This window comes from Collinsella sp. AM44-11, from assembly GCF_003467145.1.
Taxonomy (GTDB): domain Bacteria; phylum Actinomycetota; class Coriobacteriia; order Coriobacteriales; family Coriobacteriaceae; genus Collinsella.
Window position 1 is genome coordinate 41826 of the sequence record NZ_QSFE01000009.1, and the last position, 20867, is coordinate 62692.

Below are 20867 nucleotides of genomic sequence, written 5' to 3' on the forward strand. Positions count from 1 at the left end.
ACCCGAGTCTGGCACTTAGGGACGTTCCTTATCTGCCGGCAGTTTGGGACAGTCCTTGGCATGGCCTGCGCCAACGATAGATACCACTCCACAGCTCCGTCACAGGTGTAGCGGCTTTGTGTTGCCGCGGAATACGCTGATTGAGCCTGCGGTCGAAGGGCATAAAGCAGTTGAGCGAAAACGGTTTGCCCCTTTGCCGTCCGCTTGAGGATCATGTCCCCCTTTTCCGCGGAAACCCCGGCAGTTGCGAAGAGCTGCCGGGGTTTCTGTCGTTTGAGGGCTAGATTGATTGACGACGATTAAGGCGCCGAGCCGGTGGTCCGGCACGCGCAACGTGTGGCCTCAGCAACTTGCAGGCCACGGCAGCGTCTCCCCCACCACGCCCCGCGCTATACTCGTCCGCATGGACATCAACGCACGCAACATAGCAACAACCGCCGCCGACGCGCCAACGACGCCGGCCGCTCCCGCGCCCGTCGTGGGGCGCTTCGCCCCGTCGCCCTCGGGCCGTATGCACCTGGGCAACGTGTTCAGCTGCCTGTGCGCATGGCTTTCGGCCCGCAGCCAGGGCGGCAGCATCGTGTTACGCATTGAGGACCTGGACGATCGCTGCAAGCGCCCGGAACTTGCCGCCCAATTGATTGACGACCTGGCCTGGCTGGGGCTGGAGTGGGACGAAGGCCCCTACTACCAGCACGACCGCCTAGACCTGTACGAGAGCGCCTTGCGCCGGCTGAAAGACGCCGGCCTCACCTATCCCTGCTTTTGCACACGCGCCGAGCTCCACGCCGCGAGTGCACCGCACGCGAGCGACGGCACGCCCATCTACCGTGGCGCCTGCCGAAGTCTTTCGGCCGAGGAGGTGGCCCGCCGCAGCGCCCTGCGCGCCCCGGCCACACGTCTGCGCGTGCCCACCGTCGACGACCTCGCAGACGACGTGATCGAATTTGTGGATCGCACGTACGGCGCCCAATGCGAAGCACTCGCCACCGAGTGCGGCGACTTTTTGGTGCGCCGCAGCGACGGCGTGTTTGCCTATCAGCTAGCCGTGGTGGTCGACGACGCTGCCATGGGCGTCACCGAGGTCGTGCGCGGATGCGACCTGCTGGGGTCCACGCCGCGCCAGATCTATCTGCAGCACCTGTTGGGACTGCCCACGCCGCACTACGCACATATTCCGCTGCTCATGGCACCGGACGGCCGCCGCCTTTCCAAACGAGACCGCGATCTGGACCTGGGCGAACTCCGCGCCCGCTTTGGCACGCCCGAAGCGCTGCTGGGCTGGCTCGCCGGGCAAACGGGCATCGCGCCGGGCACCACGCCGCGCTCTGCCGAGCAGCTGGTCGAGCATTTTAGCTGGGATGTTATCCGCAAGCACAGGGAGAACATTACCGTAACGGCTGAGTAATCAGGCACCCCACCCCTACGCAACGTCCCAGGGCTGGAGCTCGCCGCCCAGGCGAACGATGCAGTCGTAGAGCACGGTGTGGCGCTCGGCCGGGTTGGCATCCCGATGAAAATGCCCGTAGTACCAGCGCTTGTAGTCCAAGCGATCTTCCAGCTCGTCGAAAAATGCCGTAAGCCGATCGACAGCTGGATAATTCCAGCCAGGTGCCGGATAGAGCGTGGGCGAGAGCATGCGCGTGGAGCAGGTGTGGGTGATCACGTAGTCGACCTTCCAGCCCACGCTATCGAGCTTTGCCCGCGCCTCCTCAAAGTTGCGCTCGCCCGGCAGCTCCTGCGGCCACCAGCTGGAATACGGGATGCGGTATTCCTTGTCCACACTCGTGGCGCCGCCCATGGTAAAGACCGTTGAGCCGTCGAGTTCAAAAACCTCGCCGCGCGTCAGGCGCCGTATAGGCGAGGTGTCCGACAGGCGTTGCGTCAGTCCACCGTGCCACAACTCCAGGGGGCGCTCCGCCCAATGGTCGTAGCGTTCGTGGTTGCCGTCGACGAACAGCACGGTATAGGGGCGCGACTCCAGCCAGGCGATATCGGCGCATTCCTCGGCAGAAAAATCCCACGGAAAGCCAAAGTCTCCCGCGATAATCAGATAGTCGTCGCTCGTCAGACTATCCCCAAGCTCCCAGTCGCGGAGCTTTTGCATGTCGATGCCACCGTGGACATCACCCGTCACATAAACCGTCATCGGATCACCACTTCCCTCTTATAGGCTTCGAGATCGTGCTCGATCTGCTCGTCGCCCGTGGCGTTGACCCACCACGGCCATTTAACGCAACACGCCGGCTCGTCGACCTGCGCAAACCACGACTTGAGCTCCTCCAGGCTCACCGGGGCGTAGCCGTTGGCGTCCACGCCCACGTCATAGCGCAGCAGCCCCTGCCTAAGGTTGAACGTGTTGTACGCGCCGCCGCAGCTGTGGATATGTCCGTGAAGATGCCAGCCGCCGTGCGACATGCCTTGCCAGTCGACCATGGGATAGTGGCTCAGCACGATTTTTTGGCGGTCGATCTTGAGCACACAAATGGGCGGCTCGACGATAAAAGCATCCGCCACCGCAGGCTGCGTCCAGTCTTTGTCGTGGTTGCCAGGCAGCAGATGGACGTGCTTGCATGCAATGCTCTTACGCAGCTCGTAGGCGTCTTGCACCGTCATCTTAAAGCTGAAGTCGCCCAGAATATAAAGCTCGTCGTCCAAAGCGACCTTGCTATTAATGTTGGCGACCATGGCGTCGTTCATCTGCGCACCAGTCGACCAAGGCCTGTCGGCGAGCCGCAGCATGTTCTCGTGTCCAAAGTGGGTATCGCTGGTAAACCAGATCATGGGAACCTCCTAACGCTGTTGCCCAGAATTTCCACTCGCCGCCCCACCCTACTCATCGGTGCATCGCGCCTCAATCGGCACGATATCTTGGTAGATCAGGCGATGCTTGTCGTCGCGCCATTCATCGTCATGGTAATGGCCAAAGAACCAGGTGCGGTAGTCGAGTCGCCCGTCGAGCTCGCCCAAAAAGGCCTGCAGCGAATCGTCGTAGAACTCGCGATTGCACTCCATGCACAGCTCGTCTGCCAAATCGACCGGCGCCTCGTGAGTCACAACATAGTCGACCTTCCAGCCCACACGATCGAGCGAGGCGCGACAGTATTCCATCTCGCTCTCACTCGGCATTTCCTCGGGCCACCACGTCTTTCCCTCCCGGCGCCACTGTTTGTCATGGCTCGCGGCGCCACCCATGGCGAGCACCGTGTTCCCCGCGATGTCGAACACCTCTCCGCGCATCAGGTGCAGCACATGCGGGCGAGCCTCGTGAACGAGGCCCCCGTTCCACTCTCGGATCGGCAGCCCCGCCAGCAGATGATAGTTCTCGTGATTGCCGTCGACAAAACACGTAGTCCAGGGCTTGGACTCAAACCAGTCGAGCCAGTATTTGTCGGTGTTTGAGCCACTCCATATAAAGCCAAAGTCGCCGGCAACGATCACCACGTCATCGCGCGTCAGCGTACGGCCCAATGGCCAAACGCGCGACGAGAAGCGGCTCGCCCCGTACTCGGCAACACCGTGAACGTCTCCGGTAACGAAAATGGACATTAAGCGGCACCTCCGTGCTGTGCGACTCTAGACAAATCGATGGCAGAAATTGCGGATCAGCCCCGGCATCCGCACCCCTTAGGGCTTACCCCTCGTTCTTCCATCCAAACGGATCAAACACCCAAAAAACTAGATCGAGCACACTGTTGGCGGGCAGCATGTTGGGCAGGGCGTCTTGCCTCGCTTGAGTGCGGTTGCCAATGGCACGCTCGTTTTAATGGCGTTTCGGGACAAGTTTTTGCATCCCGCAGAACGGTGGTAAATCTTGCCGTTCTTGGTGACGGTTACCTTGATTTTTGAGGTATCCACACTGCGGGGCTCGATGGGCGCGGCCACCTCTTGACGAGCTGGCGCTGTTTTCCAAGGCTTGCCTCTCGAAAAACCAAAATCGCAGAATCGATTGATATAGCTGTCGAAACATCCATCGAACAGCAACCCCGTTGCCAGGCCCGCCATGAACCCACAGGCAATCGCAGCTTCTCCTCTGATTTGCATATGTCCCTCCATAATCAATCTCGAAGATTAAAAACGGCGCGCGCCGCAGGGCCTATCCCTTGCGGCGCGCGCCGAAAATGATCCGTTTTCCTCCGTCCCTAACGGATCAGCTGGCGGCGCTTATCGGACAGGAATACGCCGGCGGCCACCAGGACCGTGCCGCCGATCACGAAGGTCTCACCCAGCAGCTCGGACGCATCGCCCGTGGCGGGCATCGCCGTCTGCCAAGTCGTGGCCTCGGTCTTTGCCTCCGCATGCTTGGCCTGGTACGTCACTTGCGTGACGGGCTGGGTCTGCTCGCCGTTTCCGCGGTCGGCGGCCTCTTGGCGAGCGATCTCGGCGTTAAGCTCGGCAATAGCCTGGTCGAGCTCGACCTTGGCGGCGGTGTAGTTGGCGAGCGCCTCCAAGTATGCCGGCGCCACGGCATCCGTCGCAGCCACGGCGTCATCGAGTTCGGCCTTGGCGGTCGCGGCACGCTCGGCGGCATCGTGGGCCGCAGCGATCTTGGCGTTAAGTACCTCGTCCGCATCGTCTGTGCTGCCGTTGACAATGGCTTCGGCAATATTGATTCTGCGCAGGCGGGCAACCGCGGCGGCAGAGGCGTCGCGCGCGACAGTCGCATCCACCACGGCATCGTCAGCCTCCACCACGTCATACTCGGCATCGCTCACGGCCATCGCCGCTGCATCGAGCGCGGCATCGGCAGTCGCTTTGTCCCCAGTGGCCTTGGCAAGTGCTGCGGCGGCATTCTTAAGCTGAGGGGCGCGGGCGGCAGCTGCATCAGATTTTGCCTGAGCCGTTGCCACGACGGCGTCGGCATCGCTTGCAGCCCGCTGCGCCATATCGAGCTCCACCTGAGTGGCAGCAGCATCGATGCCTGCCTGATCGGCATCGCCTTGGGTGGCAAGAAGTTCGGCCTCCGCCTCGCGCTGATTGGCACGCGCGCTTTCGAGTGCAGACGACGCCGCATCAAACGCACGCTGAGCAGCGGCGATATCGGCTGAGTACGCCGCTAGCTCATCCTGGGCCGCGGCAAGTGCATCCCGTTTGTCGCCAACACCGGCACGAGCGGCGTCCAGTGCGCGCTTGGCAGCAGCCACCTTGCCCTTGGCAATGTCGAGCTCGCCAGACTTGGCGGCCACGGCGTCCTGCGCTGCCGCAACAGCGGCGTTGGCAGCGCTCAAATCGGCGCGGGCATCGCTGACGGCACGCGCGGCGGCGTCAGCTGCAGCCTGCTTTTGCGCCACGGCAGCCTGGGCCTCCGAGGCCTTGGTTGCCGCGACATCAACGTTAGCGGCAGCGCGCTCAACCTGGGTTTGCTTTGCTGCAACGGCCTGCGATGCTGCACTCACCTTGCTGCCGGCATCGTCGGCAACGCCCTGCGCCACAGCAAGCTCCTTGCGTGCCGCATCCACGCCCTGCTCGGGATTTGCCAACGAGTCACACCACGCATTCAACGCAGCCTCATACTCTGCAACCGTCATCGGATTGAGGTTATACGGCTTATACCATTGACCAGAATATACAAATGTTTGCGCCTGTGTACTCCCGTACAGCGTCCCTCGCGTGCAAACGCCCATGCCCGTCACGGTGTAATCGGGGTTGATCACGTTGATGTAATGTCCGACCGAAGGGTTTGGTCCACCGTGCAGTGCGGCGTAGTTATCAATCTGGGAGCTATGCGCTGTATAGAAATCGTAAGCGGCCTTTCCCGTAAGGCCCGACGCGCCCAGCGAGGCGGCGGCAGCATCAAAGATGGCCTTCTCCTGATCGACCCACTGCTTAAACGGATTGCTTCCGTAGTTCCACGCCACATTCTCGCCCACGTTAAACTGCTGAGCGTGCGCGACCTTCGTATCGGAGAAGTTCGCGTCGGCGATGGCGGTCGCCATCATGGCATATGTCACCTTGAGCTCGCCTAGGCCAACGCTTGCGCGATACTCGTTGCACGCTCTGAGCCACACAACCGCCTGCTTCATATTGGTCAGGCTCGTCGCGTCGACTTCCTCGCCCACCTTGTTGTAGCCAGCGAGTTTGCAGTTGAGGATGATATCCGCCGCATCGTCGGCACCCACACTCTTAAAGAATGCGATGGCACCCTGGCGGTAGTTCTCCGCCGATGCATTCGCCGTTGCCTGAGCGGCATCGAGCTTTGCCTGGGCCTGAGCCACAGCCTGGTCGGCCTGCTGCTTTTGGGCCTTCGCCTGATCGAGCGCCTTGTCGGCAGCGTCTTTCTCGTCCTTGGCCGCCGAAAGCTTGGCCTGGGCATCGGCCAGCTCCGTGAGCGCACTGGCATGATCGGTCTTGGCCTGGTCAAGAGCGGCGTCGGCAGCGGTCTTGGCAGCAGCGGCGGCATCCAGCTTTGACTGGGCATCGGCAGCGGCCTGCTGCTGATCGGCAACTGCCTGCTGAGCAGTCTGAACCTCGCCCTCGGCGGCGGCAACGTCCTGCTCAGCGGCAGCAAGCTCGCTCTCGCACTTCGACTGCGCGGCCTTGGCGGCCGTCAGCGCTTCGGACGCAGCAGCCACCTTTGCCTTGGCGGCCTCGTACTCCGGGCCCGCGGCGCCCTGCTCGGCTCGATCCAGATCGGCCTTGGCCGCGTCATAGCTCGTCTGCGCGGCATCCACGTCCGCATCTGCCGCGGCCTTTGCCTGCTGAGCTGCCGAAAGCTTGCCCTGCGCGTCCTGCTGCTTGGCAGCGGCGGCAGTGGCAGCGTCTTGAGCATCCGAGAGCTTGGCCTGCGCATCAACGACCTGCTGCTTCGCCTGTTCCAGGTCACTCGCAGCCTGCCCTGCGGCAGCCTGGGCGGCAGCTACAGCCTCGGGCGTAGCATCGGATGCAGCAGCCTGTGCGGCCTCAAGCGCAGACTGGGCATCACGGGATGCCCTCTGGGCAGCAGTCAGGGCTTCATCCTTGTCCGCCAGCTCCTTCTTGGCAGCATCGAGCGCAGCCTGAGCGTCCTCAAACGCCTTGACATCCTGATCGGCCTTGTCCTGCGCAGCGCCCAGCTGCTTTTCCAGCTCGGCCGAAGCAGCGGAGGCCGCGCTATCGCTCGCACCGCGGGCCGCGTCATAGGCGCCCCGCGCCTGCTGCTGGTTGACGGCGGCAGCATCGTAGGGAGCGGCAGCCGCTTCCAGATCGGCCTTGGCGGTAGCAGCTTTAGCGCGCGCCGCATCAACTGCAGCCTGCAGGTCGGCGACCTTTTGCGCTGCAGACACGGCACCCGCGCCAGTACCGGCGGCCGCAGTACTCGTCAGCGGCGACATCACCGCAGCCGTTGCACCCGTGGCGCCAACGCCATCCGCATCCTGTGCCACCGCGACCAGGGGCGACAGCATCGAGCCGCCCGTCATGGCAATCGTCGCCGCAGCAACCGTCACCACGCGTCCAGCCGCCTTGGCCTTACCCAAAGCCTTGCCGTCCATGTCCTTGTTCATATTCTTGCTCATTGTCGATTCCTTCCCACGGTGAGCCGTTGTTTGACACAGATAGTCGATCCAACTTGCCCCATTAAAAAGAGGTGATAACGGGGTAATTAAATTGAGCGATTTGAATCGCGGCGAACCTGGCATTCGCAAAAGCCAAACTCATAGTTCCGCTCGCGCTCAATCTCATCCAAATACTCGAGATCTTCGCCACTTGGCGCCTCTTCACCTAGGCATACAGGCCAGTTCTCTGTGCGAGAACGGTCAGTACGGCCATAAATGGTCTCGAGATTAATGAAATCGATATTGCCGTTGTTAAAGGAGAAATTGCTGGTGCTCATGCTCAAGTCCCGTCCACATAAACTCAAATTGCTGTGCTTGGCCTCTTTTAGAGACCCCATCTCATACGCTATGACTGTAGTATATGCGCTCTGCTTGCATGTTGCAAGAACATTTTTATTATTCTAGCGCTTATAGCTAATCTGTTTCCTCTGTTTCCTCACGAGCAAATACCAGGCTCCCCCGCCGCGCCCTCACGCGCGGCACATTCGTTGAGATACTTCACCGGAATCGGCCACCTGGAGGGAGCTCCGTGGCGCGAAAGCCCCACATTGACCAGCTGAACCAGCAGCTCGGACAGATCGTCGCCTTCGAGCACCTCAATCGAGCGCACATGAATCGCCGTCGCCAGGTCCTCCTTGGTGCCGTTGTTGACGCCCACAAAGTAGCAGGTCATCCCTGCACGTTCAAACGTTCCAATGCCGTAATAGGGCGAGTTGTAGCTTTCGAAAAACTCCTTCTTACGGCCCGCTTTGCCCGTAAGCTGGTAATCGCGCACCAAGGTCGCAAAGTTGTTAGAGAAGGTCGTCAAGCCCGTATCGCGCACGCGCGCGAGCATAGACTGTCCACCTGCCCGCACGTCAAAGATATAGGCATCCTTGTCGAGCTTGCCGTCGGCCGTCAACAGCTCAAGCTCTATCTCGTCCACGGGACCATCCTCGATGGAATGCGAGGTGTAGTCCATGGCCCCGTCAGCACCAATCGTTAGCGTTGCAAGGCGCGCATCCAGCTCAATCTTGTCTTCCTCTTTACGCGGAACATTGACCACGCCGCAGACCGTCACCGACTCAACGCCAAAAGAGCCAAGGTCAAACGCCTGCATCCGTCCGTCGACGACGTTCTGCTTTACCAGCAGCTCTTTGAGCATGGCTCCCAGGATTCCCTCCTGTGCGCCCCGTACCTTTGTATTCGGCATCGCCTTAACCAGCGGCTCGCACACATCCGGCGTCACATGCTGCTCCACCACGCCAGCGTGCAGAGCATAGCCATCGTCCTCGGCGACCTCGTTGGCTACCACAACGATATTCCACGCCAGCGGATCAACAGCCCTGCCGCCATACGACGCGCGCACGCCCCACGAGGAATCGTTGAGCCGATCGGCCAACTGGCGCGCTACCCTATCAAGCCCGTCACCCGCGAACGAAACCACAACCCGCCGCCCCAACGAACGCTCCGCAACCACATGGGCGTATCGGTCGCTTTTCAGAACCTCGTAGAAGCTCTTGCGCGGATACTCCCTGAGCGATATCTGGGCAAAATCGCTGTACCGACGCTCAAGAATCTGCAGCTCTCGGTACAGGATTCCCTTCTTGGTATAGGCGACCTTTTCCGCCTGGGCAGAAAACGTAAGGTCACGGCGTTTGGACGGCTTATCGCCCTTGGCACGGCGCAGGATATACTCATCGCTTTGTCCGTGAGCCAGCACCACCGTAGCCACAGGCGACAGCCTGTAACCCACCTGGCTGTTGATCTTCTCGAGTTCCAGCTTGTCGCCTGCCGCACGACCGATGAGCACCCGCCGCTTGGCAAACGTTCGGATCTTAAGTTCAAAGGTGCAGTCCTCGTTGATAACAGTCTCGACCGTCTCAATCTTGGCAGGGCCCGTTCCTGCTTCCTCAATGGCGTCGCGGCGGTCGCCCTTGGCACTAATGACATACAGGTGTCCCGTGTCATTGGGAATCTCGTCCTCGACCCCCTCAAACTGCGAGCAAGAGTTGAATAGCAGGCGCAACACGACGCAATCTTCCAGCTCGTCCCAATGAGTTTTAATCGGAACCATTTGCTCATGGGCGAGCGGGGCGTTAAGGTCGCCCGTCTGCGCGCCCGCCTTGACCATCAGAAAGACGCGGTTGTCCTCGAGCTGGGTGAGCGCCACGACCTTGCCCGTCTGGCACACATCGGCCATAAAGTCCGCCACGGCATGCTTGCCTGCATCGCCAACGTTGCACCAAAAGACCGAGTAGCGCTTCTCGGCAGCCGCGGCATCGAGCTGCAACACAAGCTCGGACACAGCGATGTCTCCCAGGCCACACGGCTGGTTATGCTTCGATTGCACGGCCGATCGCCTCCATCATCTCCAGACTGATTGCTCCATCAGCTGCCATATAGGGGAAGGAGTAGACCATTCCCACGTCATCGATTGGCTTTTGACGAAGCTCCAGCGCCGCCTCATCGGCCAAAACATTCACGATCAGCAGGCGCTTTGCCCCAACCTTTTGAGCCTTTGCCTTAAAGCACTCGGCATCCGTAGTCTCGCCGCCGCTGCGCCTGTAGGCCTCGTAGGTGCCGATGCGATAGTGCTTAAAATCGATCCACACCCCGGTCTTGTTGCCAGCGGCATCGAGCACCTCAAAATCGCCGCCCGTCTCGGCATGGGCCGCATCGCCACGAGCAAGCGAATAGCGGCCGTCATAATACGCCTCGAAGACGGCCCTACCAGCAGACTCTCCCAGTCCCCCCAGGTACACCGCCTGGAACATATAGGGCGTCATGTGCGCCGTCGCCGCCGGCTGCAGCGCCGCAGGCACCCCGTCGTGCGACCAACGCTCGCGCACCTCCCGAATCGACAGCAACTCGGGCACGCGGGCCGCCGCCTGGCTTACCTGGCGAACCTTCGCGCCCTCAAGGCCCTCGTTATAGCGGCAGCGCTCCTCCAGGCGGGCAGCAATCTGCTCGACAGGTTCACCCTCATAGCTGGGAAACTCAAAATGCGGCACCTTACACGCTCCGCCCTGCGCATACGCATAGCCACTCGCGGCAAACGGCATGTGCAGTGCGGTGCTTTTGCGCGCAGGATAGCTTGCGAGGTCCTCCCACGGCAGGCAAAAATGATGCAGATAAAAGTCGCGCTCGCCATCGAAGGCGGCCAGATCTTCCTCGCGCGCATCGAGGGAGGTAACCTTCCATGCCAGCTTTTCGTGCTTCTCTTTCGCCAGGTTGTTCCTAAAGGCAGCAAGGTTCTGCTGTTTGTTAGCAGCGTGCTGCTTCTTGTCCGCCATGTGATTGTTGACGGCCGCGCAGGCGCCAACCACCTGCTCCAGCTCGTAGCCCATCGGCAAATCGTGCAGGAACGAAAAGTCGCAATCGCCGGCGATTTTGCGATCGAGCATCACCTGCACGTGCGGCATCTTTACGCTCGTACGCATCAAGCGACCCACCGCCTGCGCCACAATGCGGGCACCTTCGACCTGATACGAGAGGGTGTCGCGAACTGGCAGACTCTGCTTGGCTCCGGACAGCAACAGTCGTACGTTGCGGCGCTTTTGAGTAAACGGGACCTCTCCGCGCGCCACCAGCTCCTCTTGCTCGATCACACCGAGCAGCGCCTGCTGGACAAACTTCGTTGAGTCAACCTCAACACCCCAGGTCAAGCGACTTGTGGGCGACTCAATGTACAGAAAGTCAAGATCCATCTTGGGACGGCAGTCGATGCTCTCAAAGCCGCAATCAACCTGTCGCACCATACGGCACAGGCTCTCCGGAACCTTGTATTTGAGATTTTTTGAAAAACCGCCCACCGACAAATTGATGAACATCAGGGTTGGTTGGCCCATCTCGAGGCGCTTTTGAGTATCGTCCCAGCCGGTATCCCATTCTGCAGCGTTAAAGCACGGCACCATATCCTTGGCCTCCGCGAGCGACTCCTCGTACGACGCCTCGGGACGCTTAACGTTCCGAATCACCAGTTCGGCAACGATTTCTCGGCCAAGATCCAGCGCCAAACTATTAAAGTCGCCATGGTTTCCCATGTGACGGGTGGTAAAAACGGCACCCGCCTGCTGTTCGTTGCGCGCGACGCCGCGCGCCCAGGCGCTCACGGCAACGAGCGCTTTACTCAGGCGTTCCAGCTCAAACTCGATGCTTTTGGCATCGCTCGTGCCCACCCTATCGGCAACCTTTCGGCGCAGACGCACCGCAAGACCTTCACTCACGCCAATTCCGCCAAAGAACTCCATCGCGCACCCGTACGTCTCGTCGGGCGATACGATTGCGCCGCCAAAAGCGCCGCCGGCCAACGCAGCCATACCGGCAAGATTCTTGTCCTCGTCAACCCAAGCAACGTCAATGTCGTACGTCTTTGCCGCCCGTTTGTTAAACAGCTTGGTCTGTCGTACGATCTCTTGGTTGAGCTCGCCGATCCACATATCCTTGCGAACCACGCCGTGAACCTCATCGAGGTAATCCAGGTTAAAGTTCTTTACGGTCGGCGCGCTCCATGTTGCGCTCATGCACACACAGGGCGCTTTGGCAGCAATGGAGGCCAAGTATGCCTCGGGCATGCGCTCAATGCCATGACTGGTTAGGTACGTGGTTAACATATGGTCTAGTGTGGTTTCCATTACTAGGTAGTCAACGCCATGCGCATACATCGAGTCATCGGCTGCATCAATATCGTCGTTCTTACGGTTCTTAAAGAACAGCGCCATCATCAACGCATTCCAAAAGCATTTCTCACTGGTTTGGTCGTTCCTAATGCCCAGCGCATCGATGATGTTCTTGCGCGAAAGATCGTCCTTGTACGAAATGCTGCCGTAATACAGGCTATCCATAAGGCTGGCGCAGATGGCAAGGTGACCTACTACCATCCTAACGACGCCGCGCGCACGACGAACCGCCTTGTTAACGGTTTGCTGTCCATTCGCCCCATGAGCCGTAATCATATTGCGGGTACCGTCCTCATTGAGCTTGTAGCACAACGGGTTTACCGAGTTATCGCCCACCGAGACATCATCACTGCCAAACAGACGACGACCGGCAAGCTGCTCGTCTTTTGCCTCGTCAGACAGCGCAAAAGGCGGGCGCAGTTTCATTTCCTTAATGCAGGAGGCGAGTGCCTTTTGAATATTCTCGGCATCCTTGGCGATTCCTTCGGCAGCTTCCTCTACGCTCGCTCGCGAAACCCTGTTCCTCTCGGCATTCGACCCCTTGTGATCGCCCGACGTAGAAGCGTGTGTGTAGACCGCCATCCATTGATCTCGATTTCCCAACAGCAAGGGGTCCACCACGCCGCCGTTAAAATGACGATCAAGGATGCGCAGCGCCTCATCCGGCTGAAACGTCACGGGGTCGTCCGTCAGCGTCGACAGCATGTCAGCCTTCATGTGGTCGATTTCGTCAAAGATGAATAGGCACTTCTCTGCAGCCGCCGCGTTAAAGAGCACAACGCCCGGACCGGTCACCGTATCGATTCTGTTGACGAGCTTTTGGGGTGTAAGGGCAATCACATGTGGCATGCTCTCGTCGTTGAGCAGCGCAGATGGCCAAATCTGAGGGATTACCTCCATGCCTCGCGTAATGTTCTTGAGTTCACAACTCACTGCCCAACGCAGGCTCGCATCGGCTAACGACAGCTTGTCCCACAGGCTGGGGGTCAGACAATCGACAACGTTTCCCAGACTTTTCTTTGTATCAAGAATGTGCAGAAGGTTATCGGCAACCTCCATAGTGTTACGCCATGCTCGCTTAATGACGCGATGAGAGCTCTCGTCATCTGCTTCGATGGGACACGAGATTTCGCGCACGCCCACGGCACCCTTGCCGCGGGTGGCCTCAATCCAATTCAGAATGTTCTCGCCCGCGCGCGGAAGATCGAACACCATGCGTGCCGCTTCATCACAACTCATGCCCTGGCCAGCCAACAATTCACGCACGCTTGCAACATAGTTGTCGCGATTGTCTTTACCCGGAACAACAAACACCAAGGTACGGCGGCCGGGACACTTGTTAAAACAGCCCGACTCATCCCAGCCGCCGGCAATCAGGTCGGCCGTGACCTGCTCGGCCGTGTAGTTTTTGCCCGAGCCCGTCGTGGCGCCCAAAAAGTACAGGCCGTTGTTGTCCTGGTCCTTAGCGCCGTCCTGATCCTGGGGAACAAACAGCGCACGCTCAAAAAACTCGCGCATCGCCTTTTGACGTGCAAGATAGGGAGCAAGCTCCTTGTCGCCCGCAGACGACAGCATCGATTGACAGTTGAGTTCCCACGTAGCCATGGTCAAACCTCCGATTTAGTTGTTGCATGTGTTGAATACCATCCCGTGCGGACAAAAACTCACGCGAGGTGGTTGAGGTGGCGGCGTCTATGCCGCCGAGAAAGGGAAAGAAAAGAAAGAGAAACAGTCGGCGATTACTCGCACGAAGCGAGCAGCTTCTTAAGATCGCACTCCAATGCCTCACGCTCCTCAACGTCCATCACTGCAAGGGCGACACGCATCAGGGACACCTTGGCGGCAAGCTCCTTAACCTGGTCGGGGCGCTTGCTAAAGTGGTCGTAAATCCGCAGGGCCTCCCCGGCCGCCAGGTACTGCCACTTTTCCAACGAAGGCTTTTCGGACCTGCTCATGGCATCGACCCACTCGCCAAGACCCTGAAAACCGTTGCCCGTAGTCGTGCCGTTCATAACCACATCGAGCGGGCTCAGCAAGCAATCGGGCGATTTTTTGTACACCAATTTGGTGAGCATAAGCACCTGGGCAAGGTTGCGATACTTGTCCTGATCGGCATAGAGCACGTCGTTGTAGCAGGCGCACGCCTTAAGCAGCTCGTGGGCGGCAATGCGCTCCGGCCCATCAAACGGAACGCCGCGCAACAAGACCCCAGCAAGATCGAATGCTTTGCCGCCCTGCACGATCTTGTCGAGCGCCGAGCCGTCCATCAAATCCGCCAGCCAAGCAAGCTCGGGCTGATACGGCCTATGCTCGTCCTTGTCCTCATGCTCCATCCAGCTGTTCACCAGCGCCAGGGCTTCAATCTCCCTCCCGTTCAGAAAGGGCGAATTCTCCCCCATCTCTTCCTGCAAAAACCCCGCGGCTCATGAGAGCGCTCGTACGCAACCGCAAGTTCCCCGTCGCTCACGACCAAGGTCGCACGGGAAATATAGGTATCTTCCCGCATGTCCCTCCAGGCGTACATCATAAGGGGACGCAGCTGACGGAGCATGCCGCGCGCGCCGGCACCTTCCTTAACCGCGCGCTTCGCCGCAAGGCGAGCAGCATCTGCCGTCAGCTCCATCTTGGCGCCATTTCCCATCATATTGTTGTGCTTGGGTAGGTACTGTTCATACGCAATCTGGACCAGATCGTCCACGCTCAAGGCGTTAAAGTTAATCACCGAGCCAATGCGCCCGCACAGCTCGGACATAATACCCCAAGTCTCAACATCCTCGATGGTCGCACTGTCTCGCAGCTCGTTTGCCGATTTTGCGGCGGTGCGCACGGCGGCATACGAGGATCCGAAGCCGACCGTGGTGCCAGACTTGTCACCCAGGCGCTTGCGCACCAGAGCGTCCAAGCCCATAAAGGCGCCGCCCAAAATGCAGACAACCTGATCGAGGTTGAGCGTCTTAATAGCCGCACTCTTGGAGGTATCACATTCGAACGGCATCTCCCCGCCTTCCAAAAGCTTAAGGAACGACTGCGATGGACTAAAACTCGATGCAACTTCTCCCCCATCGGGTTCGACACGAACCGCCTTGTCAAACTCGTCAAAGAGCACCAAACAAATTTCACCGGGATTCGCAGCCTGATAGTCCGCGACCTGCGATAGGCAGTTGATCATGCTGGCACCGCGCCAGCCCTCGCCCGTCATGGTGGAGACATCGAACACGAACAGCTTGAGCCCTGCGGCATCTGCCACGGCCTTGATGGTGTGGGTCTTTCCCGTACCAGTGGAACCCATCACCAAAATGGCGGCGGGCGAAAGAACGTCGCGCGGATCGGCGCCGCGTGCCAACATCACGCAGCGGTTGACCTCAAAGCTCAGCGCCGTCACAAAGGCCTCCAAGCTTCCTTCGTGGCCAATAACACTCTGACGCGTCTGCTCCACCAGACGCGAGGGCGCAATTCGAGTGAGCAGGTCCCGGTAGCGATCGATGTTTCGATACTGCTTCTGAGCCATGGGTGTTTTCCTTTCTATATTGGTTTTCTTACCTATGACGTGGCCCCGAGCCCATAAACTCCTACAGTGCCAGCGATGTCGCCGACTCCAGATAGATCACGTTGCCCGGCTGGGTAAAGACCGGAATGTGGTAGAGCAGCTGCAAAATGCCCTGCTTGAGCAGCGGAAACAGTGTGGGATGCAACACTTCGTACATCAGGGCACCAGCCATAAGAGCGGTAAGTACGGCAAGCAGCAAAAGCTTTTGAGCGTCAGAGAATACCGACATGGTCGTTCCTTTCTTTATGCGAGATATTTGGATTGCGTTGTGGGTTAGCGACTCATAGCGATGGCAATGCCAATAACCGCGATAACCACGGGGATCGCAAGCGATGCAAACAGAATCCCGGCAAAAAGGCCCACCACCAGCGCGCACACGATGATGGCCAGCGTGGTGGGTACAAGCGCAAGCAGAGGAGTAACCACGCAGACGGATGCAAAGCGAAGCCCGTGGAACAAGCACTCATGAGGGAATAAAGCCTTGAGAACTCCTTCGACAATTCGCCACTCGACAATCGTTCCGACTGTTAAGACAACAGCCCAAAGCAGATAATCATTGGCGCGGGAATCCGAAGCCATCTTTCCGGTAACGCCAGCCCACCAATCAAATGCGGCGGCACAGCCCAGCAAACAGACGATCGCGCAGACGACGGATGCAAATGCGCCCGCACCCTCAATTGCACCGAGCAGCTCGCACATGTCGGATTCGCGCTCTCCCGTTAACAGCACAATCCATTTGTGGGCAAGCGCCGCAACGACCGCCACGCCCAGCACAACCCAGTACGCCCTAAACGCCACCAGGCGCCACGAATGGAGCGGAATCACCGTGTTGCCCTCGCCAATCTCGAACATAAAGCCGCCGAGCCACGTCGTCAGCAAGCACATCATGTCGACGGCGACAACGTACAGCACAACCGCAAAGAGGGTTTGCAGAATCATGCCGAAAATATTCACTGTTGTTGGCTTCTTGAGAGCGTCTGGCTCGATCCTATACGTGTCGTATACGTTCATTAGCTGGCCTTTCGTTGCTGAAACAACTAGTTGGTTTATCCACTGTAGCTTGATACAACTAGGAGATATGCAAATCTCTTAGTGTTAGTATCTAGCGAAATATTACCCAATGCGTACGGCCTCATACGCACCATTCGATTTTTTTCTTTTTCATTTGAGTGCCCCGTCTGAAAAACGCCGCAACTGCTCTTCTTGTAGACTGAAGGCAATTGAGCCGCGACGGGCCAGTCAGCGAACCGCGCAATATAGGGAATATGCAGGAGGTGCGCATGCTCAAAACTAAAGCAGAATTTGCAACTCTTCGCTTAAACGAAGATCTCAAGCCATATATGAGCCGATATCTATCGGATCTTGTGTCTCATATGGTCGAGAAATATCAGCCTTCGTCGAGAACGAAAAGGCTCATTGAACTGTGCTGTCGCGATTTTGAGTTTTCGAGCGAGCACGTCGATGGCCCCTCGTGGTCTGTTTTGGGGATTGACCTCAAGCGACCTTCGGCCGCCTCGTTTGAGTTTGAGGACCGCGTTTACAACGAAGCAACCGACGAATGGGATTATGTGCCCGCTTGCGTTTGCAAAAACCGAGTCAAAGTCCCGACGTCGACGTTTACTGCCATCGAGGAGAATATCTTTTTATACGACTACGAGCAGGACGCAGCCTCTCACACGTACGAATCAGCACTCATTTACTGCAGGCCCCCCGAGCTACGACCGCTATCCCAATTCCCGGCATCTATCGATGCGGCAAATGCGCGAGTCCTGGATTTCCTCAGAACGCGCTCGAAGCAGCTGCAACGCAGCGCAGGCATCCCCGATCTGCTTTCGGTCACTGAGTGGTACTACATCTTTCTTGCGGCATCCATTGCCTGCTCACGGCCCCACGCTACGGCCGTCATTCAGATTTCTGACCGTCTGTTCAATCTGGCGCGAGCCGTAGATGGACGTCGCCTTCTTTGTGACCTCGGCCTGCTAAAGAGCATTGTGCTTCTTCCCAACACCATTGCCAAAAAGGCCGAGGGTCGCGCGCTGCTCTTTATTGGCGACGGCGAGCCCAATGATCCGTATTTCCTTTTTGACGGCAGGAGCTTTGACGACAAGCAAATGACCGATGAGATTCTGCACCAGCTCCTCGATTCCGTCGACCGAGCCTACGGCGATCAAAAGAATCCAGTCTATTGGCATCGGCTCGAGGATCAGGGCAACGGCATCTATCCCCTATTACCCAATACAAAGAGCGGATCGTTCGACGAGAGAATGTTCATCCCCCTTGGGTCGCTAGCGCCAATCTACCGCGGCACCGCCCGCAGCGTTGTAACCAAACTGCCCGAATCAGATCCGACAGACAGTTACCAACAGCACGACTGCTACTACCTGTCGCTAAAGCATCTTCATGATGGCGCAATCATTGCCGCAGAAGATGTACTTGAGCGTGTCCCCGATACAGATATCTACGATGTAAGCCGTGTAGACTACGAAGATTTTCGGAAGGCCAAACCGATCGACGCCCGCGAGGCGAGCCTTCTCATATCACGCGTCGGGCCTCCATTCAAGCTTGCCCTCATCACGCCAGGCCACTTTTCTGTCGGTTCTGAGCGCCCCGTGGAGCGCGGTCTTTTGTTTGAGAGCATTGTCCCCTGCGACGCCATGTTCTGCGCTACCTTTGAGGACGAGCTGCTTGCCCAGTTTGTCCTGGCATACCTGTCGTCCGATGAGGGGCAGAAGAAACTGGCGGACACCTCGCACGGAGACGCGCTTGTGCAACTTGCCCCAATGGACCTGCGAAGCATGACCGTGCCTGTTCCCGGGCGAGCGGAGCAGGAGCGCTACGCGCTAGAGTACGAAGCAAAGCAGCGCGCCTACGAGGACGCCCTTAAGCAGGCGGAACATTACGCCGCGAGTAAGGAAACGATGTAGCGACTGGGATCGGCAAGCTGTCTGAACTTTTGCCGACAGCCTGCCGATCAGGCGCGCCGTTCAATGCAGCGGCTAGAGATTCTCATCAGACTTCGAACTGGCCCTGGCCGCCTCTTCGTCCTCAATCAAATTTTTGACCGCTGTATAGGCGTCATACGTAGCGTCTTCGATCTTATCCAGTGCATCTGGGTCATGCATGCAACCGCCCTCCTGGAGTTTCTGGATCAAAAACCAGGCAGCAGTAAGCAAGTTGTCGACATCCTCAACATCCAGCTGATCAATCGAATACGCACTATCGTCGAGTTCCACCAAATATGAACTGGCGACGCGGATGGCCTTACTTACATATGGCTCAAGGTCGTATTGGGGGTAGCGGGCATCGAGGGCCGTTAACGGATCGGTCGGCTCAACCCAATAGAGCATCGTTGCGCTCTCGCGCTTCTCCAGCGGATACTGCTCGACCGCCTTTTCCCAGCTTACATACCAGGGATTGTCGTCCTTGTCTGCAAGCGATTTGCAGTAAAAAAGTGCCGTAGCAGCACTTGCGCAAGAATAGTAATGGCGCGCCCTGCTCTTCTTGAACTCATCGTTCAGCTCATCGTTGTAAAACAGCTCCGCCTCCATGACCAGGAACGGACCATCCTCATCCGTAATGCTCATGGGATAGTTGTTACGCTCATAGTCCGGATACATTTTGTCTCCAATCAACCGTTCGGACACATTAACAAGCAATATCGAACCCGCGCTCACGCGGAGAGTTGTCACCATCGCGCCAATCTGCAAGTTTTTCTCATCGCGTGAAAAGAGCTTGCGATTCTTGCATGTTTTTCTCACGTCGTGACAAGAACTTGCATGGTCGCCCCGCTACCTGCGCCACGAGGCAGCAAGGATAACGGGAATCCCGGCAAGGCACACCGCCAAGGCGACGGCTCCGAGCGCGAGCACGATGGCCACGCTTACGACGACATAGGCCACGGCAATGAAGGTCAGTGCCAGCAGGCAGGCAAGCAGTTCGGCCACGTAGCACAACACCAGGTTCGAGCTCGCGCGCTTCAGCAGGACGTCGGCGAGGCGGACAAGCTCGATAGCGAAGCCGCTGCCGAAATTGCGTCCGGGGCCCTTGGCAAGGAACCACTTGAACAGGCACATCAGGGCGCAGCCCAGCATGATCATGATGGAAACGGCCCATACATTGTGCCCCGACTCAACAAGGCTCTGGTCACCCATCGCGCTGCCGTTGATGAGCCAACTCGTTCCATAGCCCATGAACAGCATCGCCAGCAGCAGGCAGGCGCTCAGCGCGGCGAGAGAGCGCGACACGCGCCCGCTGAACACCGGAGCCTCGCAGCTGAGTCCAAGGCCCTCGCGAACGCGCCAGGCGGCATGGTAGGCAGGGTAGGCCGCGATGAGCGCGGCCACGAGCAGCGACGCCCAATCGGACCCGGGCACAGCCGACGCGTACTCCGCAATCGCGGAGATGGAGAAGGCAGCATGGAACGACTCGTTCAGGAACAGCGCGACCTCGCCCTTCCAGACGCAAAACGGGGCGGCGACGGAGGCGGTGCCGGCAGCGGCAACCGCGGCAACGGCAACGAGCAGCGCGCCCTGCACGAGTTTGACGACCTCGCCTCTGGCGGTGCGGGGCGCAGACTCAACGGCGCTGGACGAAATTTGAATAGAAGTGTTCATGATTTTCCTTTCAACAGAAATCAAACCGGAATCGCCGGCAACTAGGATGCAGCCTCTAGTCGGCTCCGATTAGAGATTGTTCGCCCCCATTGATACCAAGTCGTGCGGACACACTAACAAGCGATATCGAAACCGCGATCTCGTGGAGAGTTGTCGTCCTCAATCCATTCGAGCCCGACGCACTCATCGATCCCTGCATCGGGAACTGACGACCATCTGAACTCGAAACCAAGCTGGTCAAGCTCATCGACTCGCCCACGGATCACTCCGTAAACATCCAACGCATTCTCGAAATCCTCCGAAGACGCGTAGCCTCGCTCGCACTGCCTGCGCATCTGATGCAAGCGACCCATGGCGGCGGCGATAATCTCGCGAAGAGCGATAACCTCGCGCTCGCATACATCAATGTTTCCTTCGTTGAGTTTGATGCGATCGGACATAACGGCCTCCCTGGTTTTAACCCTTTTCGCTTGACTCCATTGAACAGCCGCAAACAGCCGCGTAATATGACTTT

General features: G+C 58.6%; 17 protein-coding genes. 2 read left to right on the forward strand and 15 right to left on the reverse strand.

The features are described from left to right. Positions 1-289: 289 nt before the first annotated feature. Positions 290-1408 carry a tRNA glutamyl-Q(34) synthetase GluQRS gene (gene gluQRS / locus DW943_RS06970; RefSeq protein WP_255415008.1) on the forward strand — a complete coding sequence of 373 codons (1119 nt, stop codon included), beginning with the start codon at positions 290-292 and terminating at the stop codon, positions 1406-1408. A 15-nt stretch (positions 1409-1423) separates the two neighbouring features. Here the strand turns inward: gluQRS and DW943_RS06975 are convergent, their stop codons facing one another. From DW943_RS06975 to DW943_RS07020, 12 genes are all read right to left on the reverse strand, one after another. Next, complete coding sequence (locus DW943_RS06975; RefSeq protein WP_117862594.1) at positions 1424-2149, reverse strand: metallophosphoesterase; 726 nt, start codon at positions 2147-2149, stop codon at positions 1424-1426. Further along, positions 2146-2784 (reverse strand): hypothetical protein, encoded by a 639-nt coding sequence (locus DW943_RS06980; protein WP_117635617.1) that lies wholly within the window; start codon positions 2782-2784, stop codon positions 2146-2148. The genes DW943_RS06975 and DW943_RS06980 overlap by 4 nt, the downstream gene beginning before the upstream one ends. A 48-nt stretch (positions 2785-2832) precedes the next feature. Continuing rightward, positions 2833-3549 carry a metallophosphoesterase gene (locus DW943_RS06985; protein WP_117635618.1) on the reverse strand — a complete coding sequence of 239 codons (717 nt, stop codon included), beginning with the start codon at positions 3547-3549 and terminating at the stop codon, positions 2833-2835. A 129-nt stretch (positions 3550-3678) separates the two neighbouring features. After that, complete coding sequence (locus DW943_RS10375) at positions 3679-4044, reverse strand: hypothetical protein (RefSeq protein WP_147348638.1); 366 nt, start codon at positions 4042-4044, stop codon at positions 3679-3681. Positions 4045-4142: 98 nt separating this feature from the next. Next, positions 4143-7493: a CAP domain-containing protein gene (locus DW943_RS06990; protein ID WP_158566133.1), complete on the reverse strand. Its 3351-nt coding sequence runs from the start codon at positions 7491-7493 to the stop codon at positions 4143-4145. 86 nt (positions 7494-7579) lie between these two features. After that, the gene (locus DW943_RS10380) at positions 7580-7810 is read right to left on the reverse strand and encodes a hypothetical protein (RefSeq protein ID WP_117797533.1); all 231 of its coding nucleotides are present in this window, start codon (positions 7808-7810) and stop codon (positions 7580-7582) included. 158 nt (positions 7811-7968) lie between these two features. Next, a complete protein-coding gene (locus DW943_RS06995) occupies positions 7969-9864 on the reverse strand; it encodes a hypothetical protein (RefSeq protein WP_117778999.1) in 1896 nt (631 codons plus the stop codon). Then, on the reverse strand, positions 9848-13798 hold the full coding sequence (locus tag DW943_RS07000; protein WP_117862596.1) for a hypothetical protein: 3951 nt from the start codon (positions 13796-13798) through the stop codon (positions 9848-9850). Before DW943_RS07000 ends, DW943_RS06995 begins: the two co-directional genes overlap by 17 nt. A 134-nt stretch (positions 13799-13932) precedes the next feature. Then, a complete protein-coding gene (locus DW943_RS10585) occupies positions 13933-14592 on the reverse strand; it encodes a hypothetical protein (RefSeq protein ID WP_199572816.1) in 660 nt (219 codons plus the stop codon). Next, positions 14568-15701, reverse strand: coding sequence for an AAA family ATPase (locus DW943_RS07010; RefSeq protein ID WP_117862597.1), 1134 nt, complete (start codon positions 15699-15701; stop codon positions 14568-14570). Before DW943_RS07010 ends, DW943_RS10585 begins: the two co-directional genes overlap by 25 nt. Positions 15702-15762: 61 nt before the next feature. After that, positions 15763-15969 (reverse strand): hypothetical protein, encoded by a 207-nt coding sequence (locus tag DW943_RS07015; RefSeq protein WP_117766970.1) that lies wholly within the window; start codon positions 15967-15969, stop codon positions 15763-15765. 44 nt (positions 15970-16013) lie between these two features. Then, positions 16014-16751, reverse strand: a complete 738-nt coding sequence (locus DW943_RS07020) for a hypothetical protein (protein WP_117862598.1) — start codon at positions 16749-16751, stop codon at positions 16014-16016. 254 nt (positions 16752-17005) lie between these two features. Here DW943_RS07020 and DW943_RS07025 point away from each other — a divergent pair, with 254 nt between their 5' ends. Beyond that, on the forward strand, positions 17006-18664 hold the full coding sequence (locus DW943_RS07025) for a hypothetical protein (RefSeq protein WP_147348639.1): 1659 nt from the start codon (positions 17006-17008) through the stop codon (positions 18662-18664). A gap of 72 nt (positions 18665-18736) precedes the next feature. On the opposite strand, the gene DW943_RS07030 is transcribed toward DW943_RS07025, so the two are convergent. The 3 genes from DW943_RS07030 to DW943_RS07040 all read right to left on the reverse strand — a co-directional run bounded on the left by DW943_RS07030 (position 18737) and on the right by DW943_RS07040 (position 20793). Further along, positions 18737-19447: a hypothetical protein gene (locus DW943_RS07030; protein ID WP_147348640.1), complete on the reverse strand. Its 711-nt coding sequence runs from the start codon at positions 19445-19447 to the stop codon at positions 18737-18739. Between the two features lie 81 nt (positions 19448-19528). After that, on the reverse strand, positions 19529-20353 hold the full coding sequence (locus DW943_RS07035; protein WP_117799821.1) for a hypothetical protein: 825 nt from the start codon (positions 20351-20353) through the stop codon (positions 19529-19531). Between the two features lie 113 nt (positions 20354-20466). Next, the gene (locus DW943_RS07040) at positions 20467-20793 is read right to left on the reverse strand and encodes a hypothetical protein (RefSeq protein WP_117799822.1); all 327 of its coding nucleotides are present in this window, start codon (positions 20791-20793) and stop codon (positions 20467-20469) included. Positions 20794-20867 lie beyond the last annotated feature (74 nt).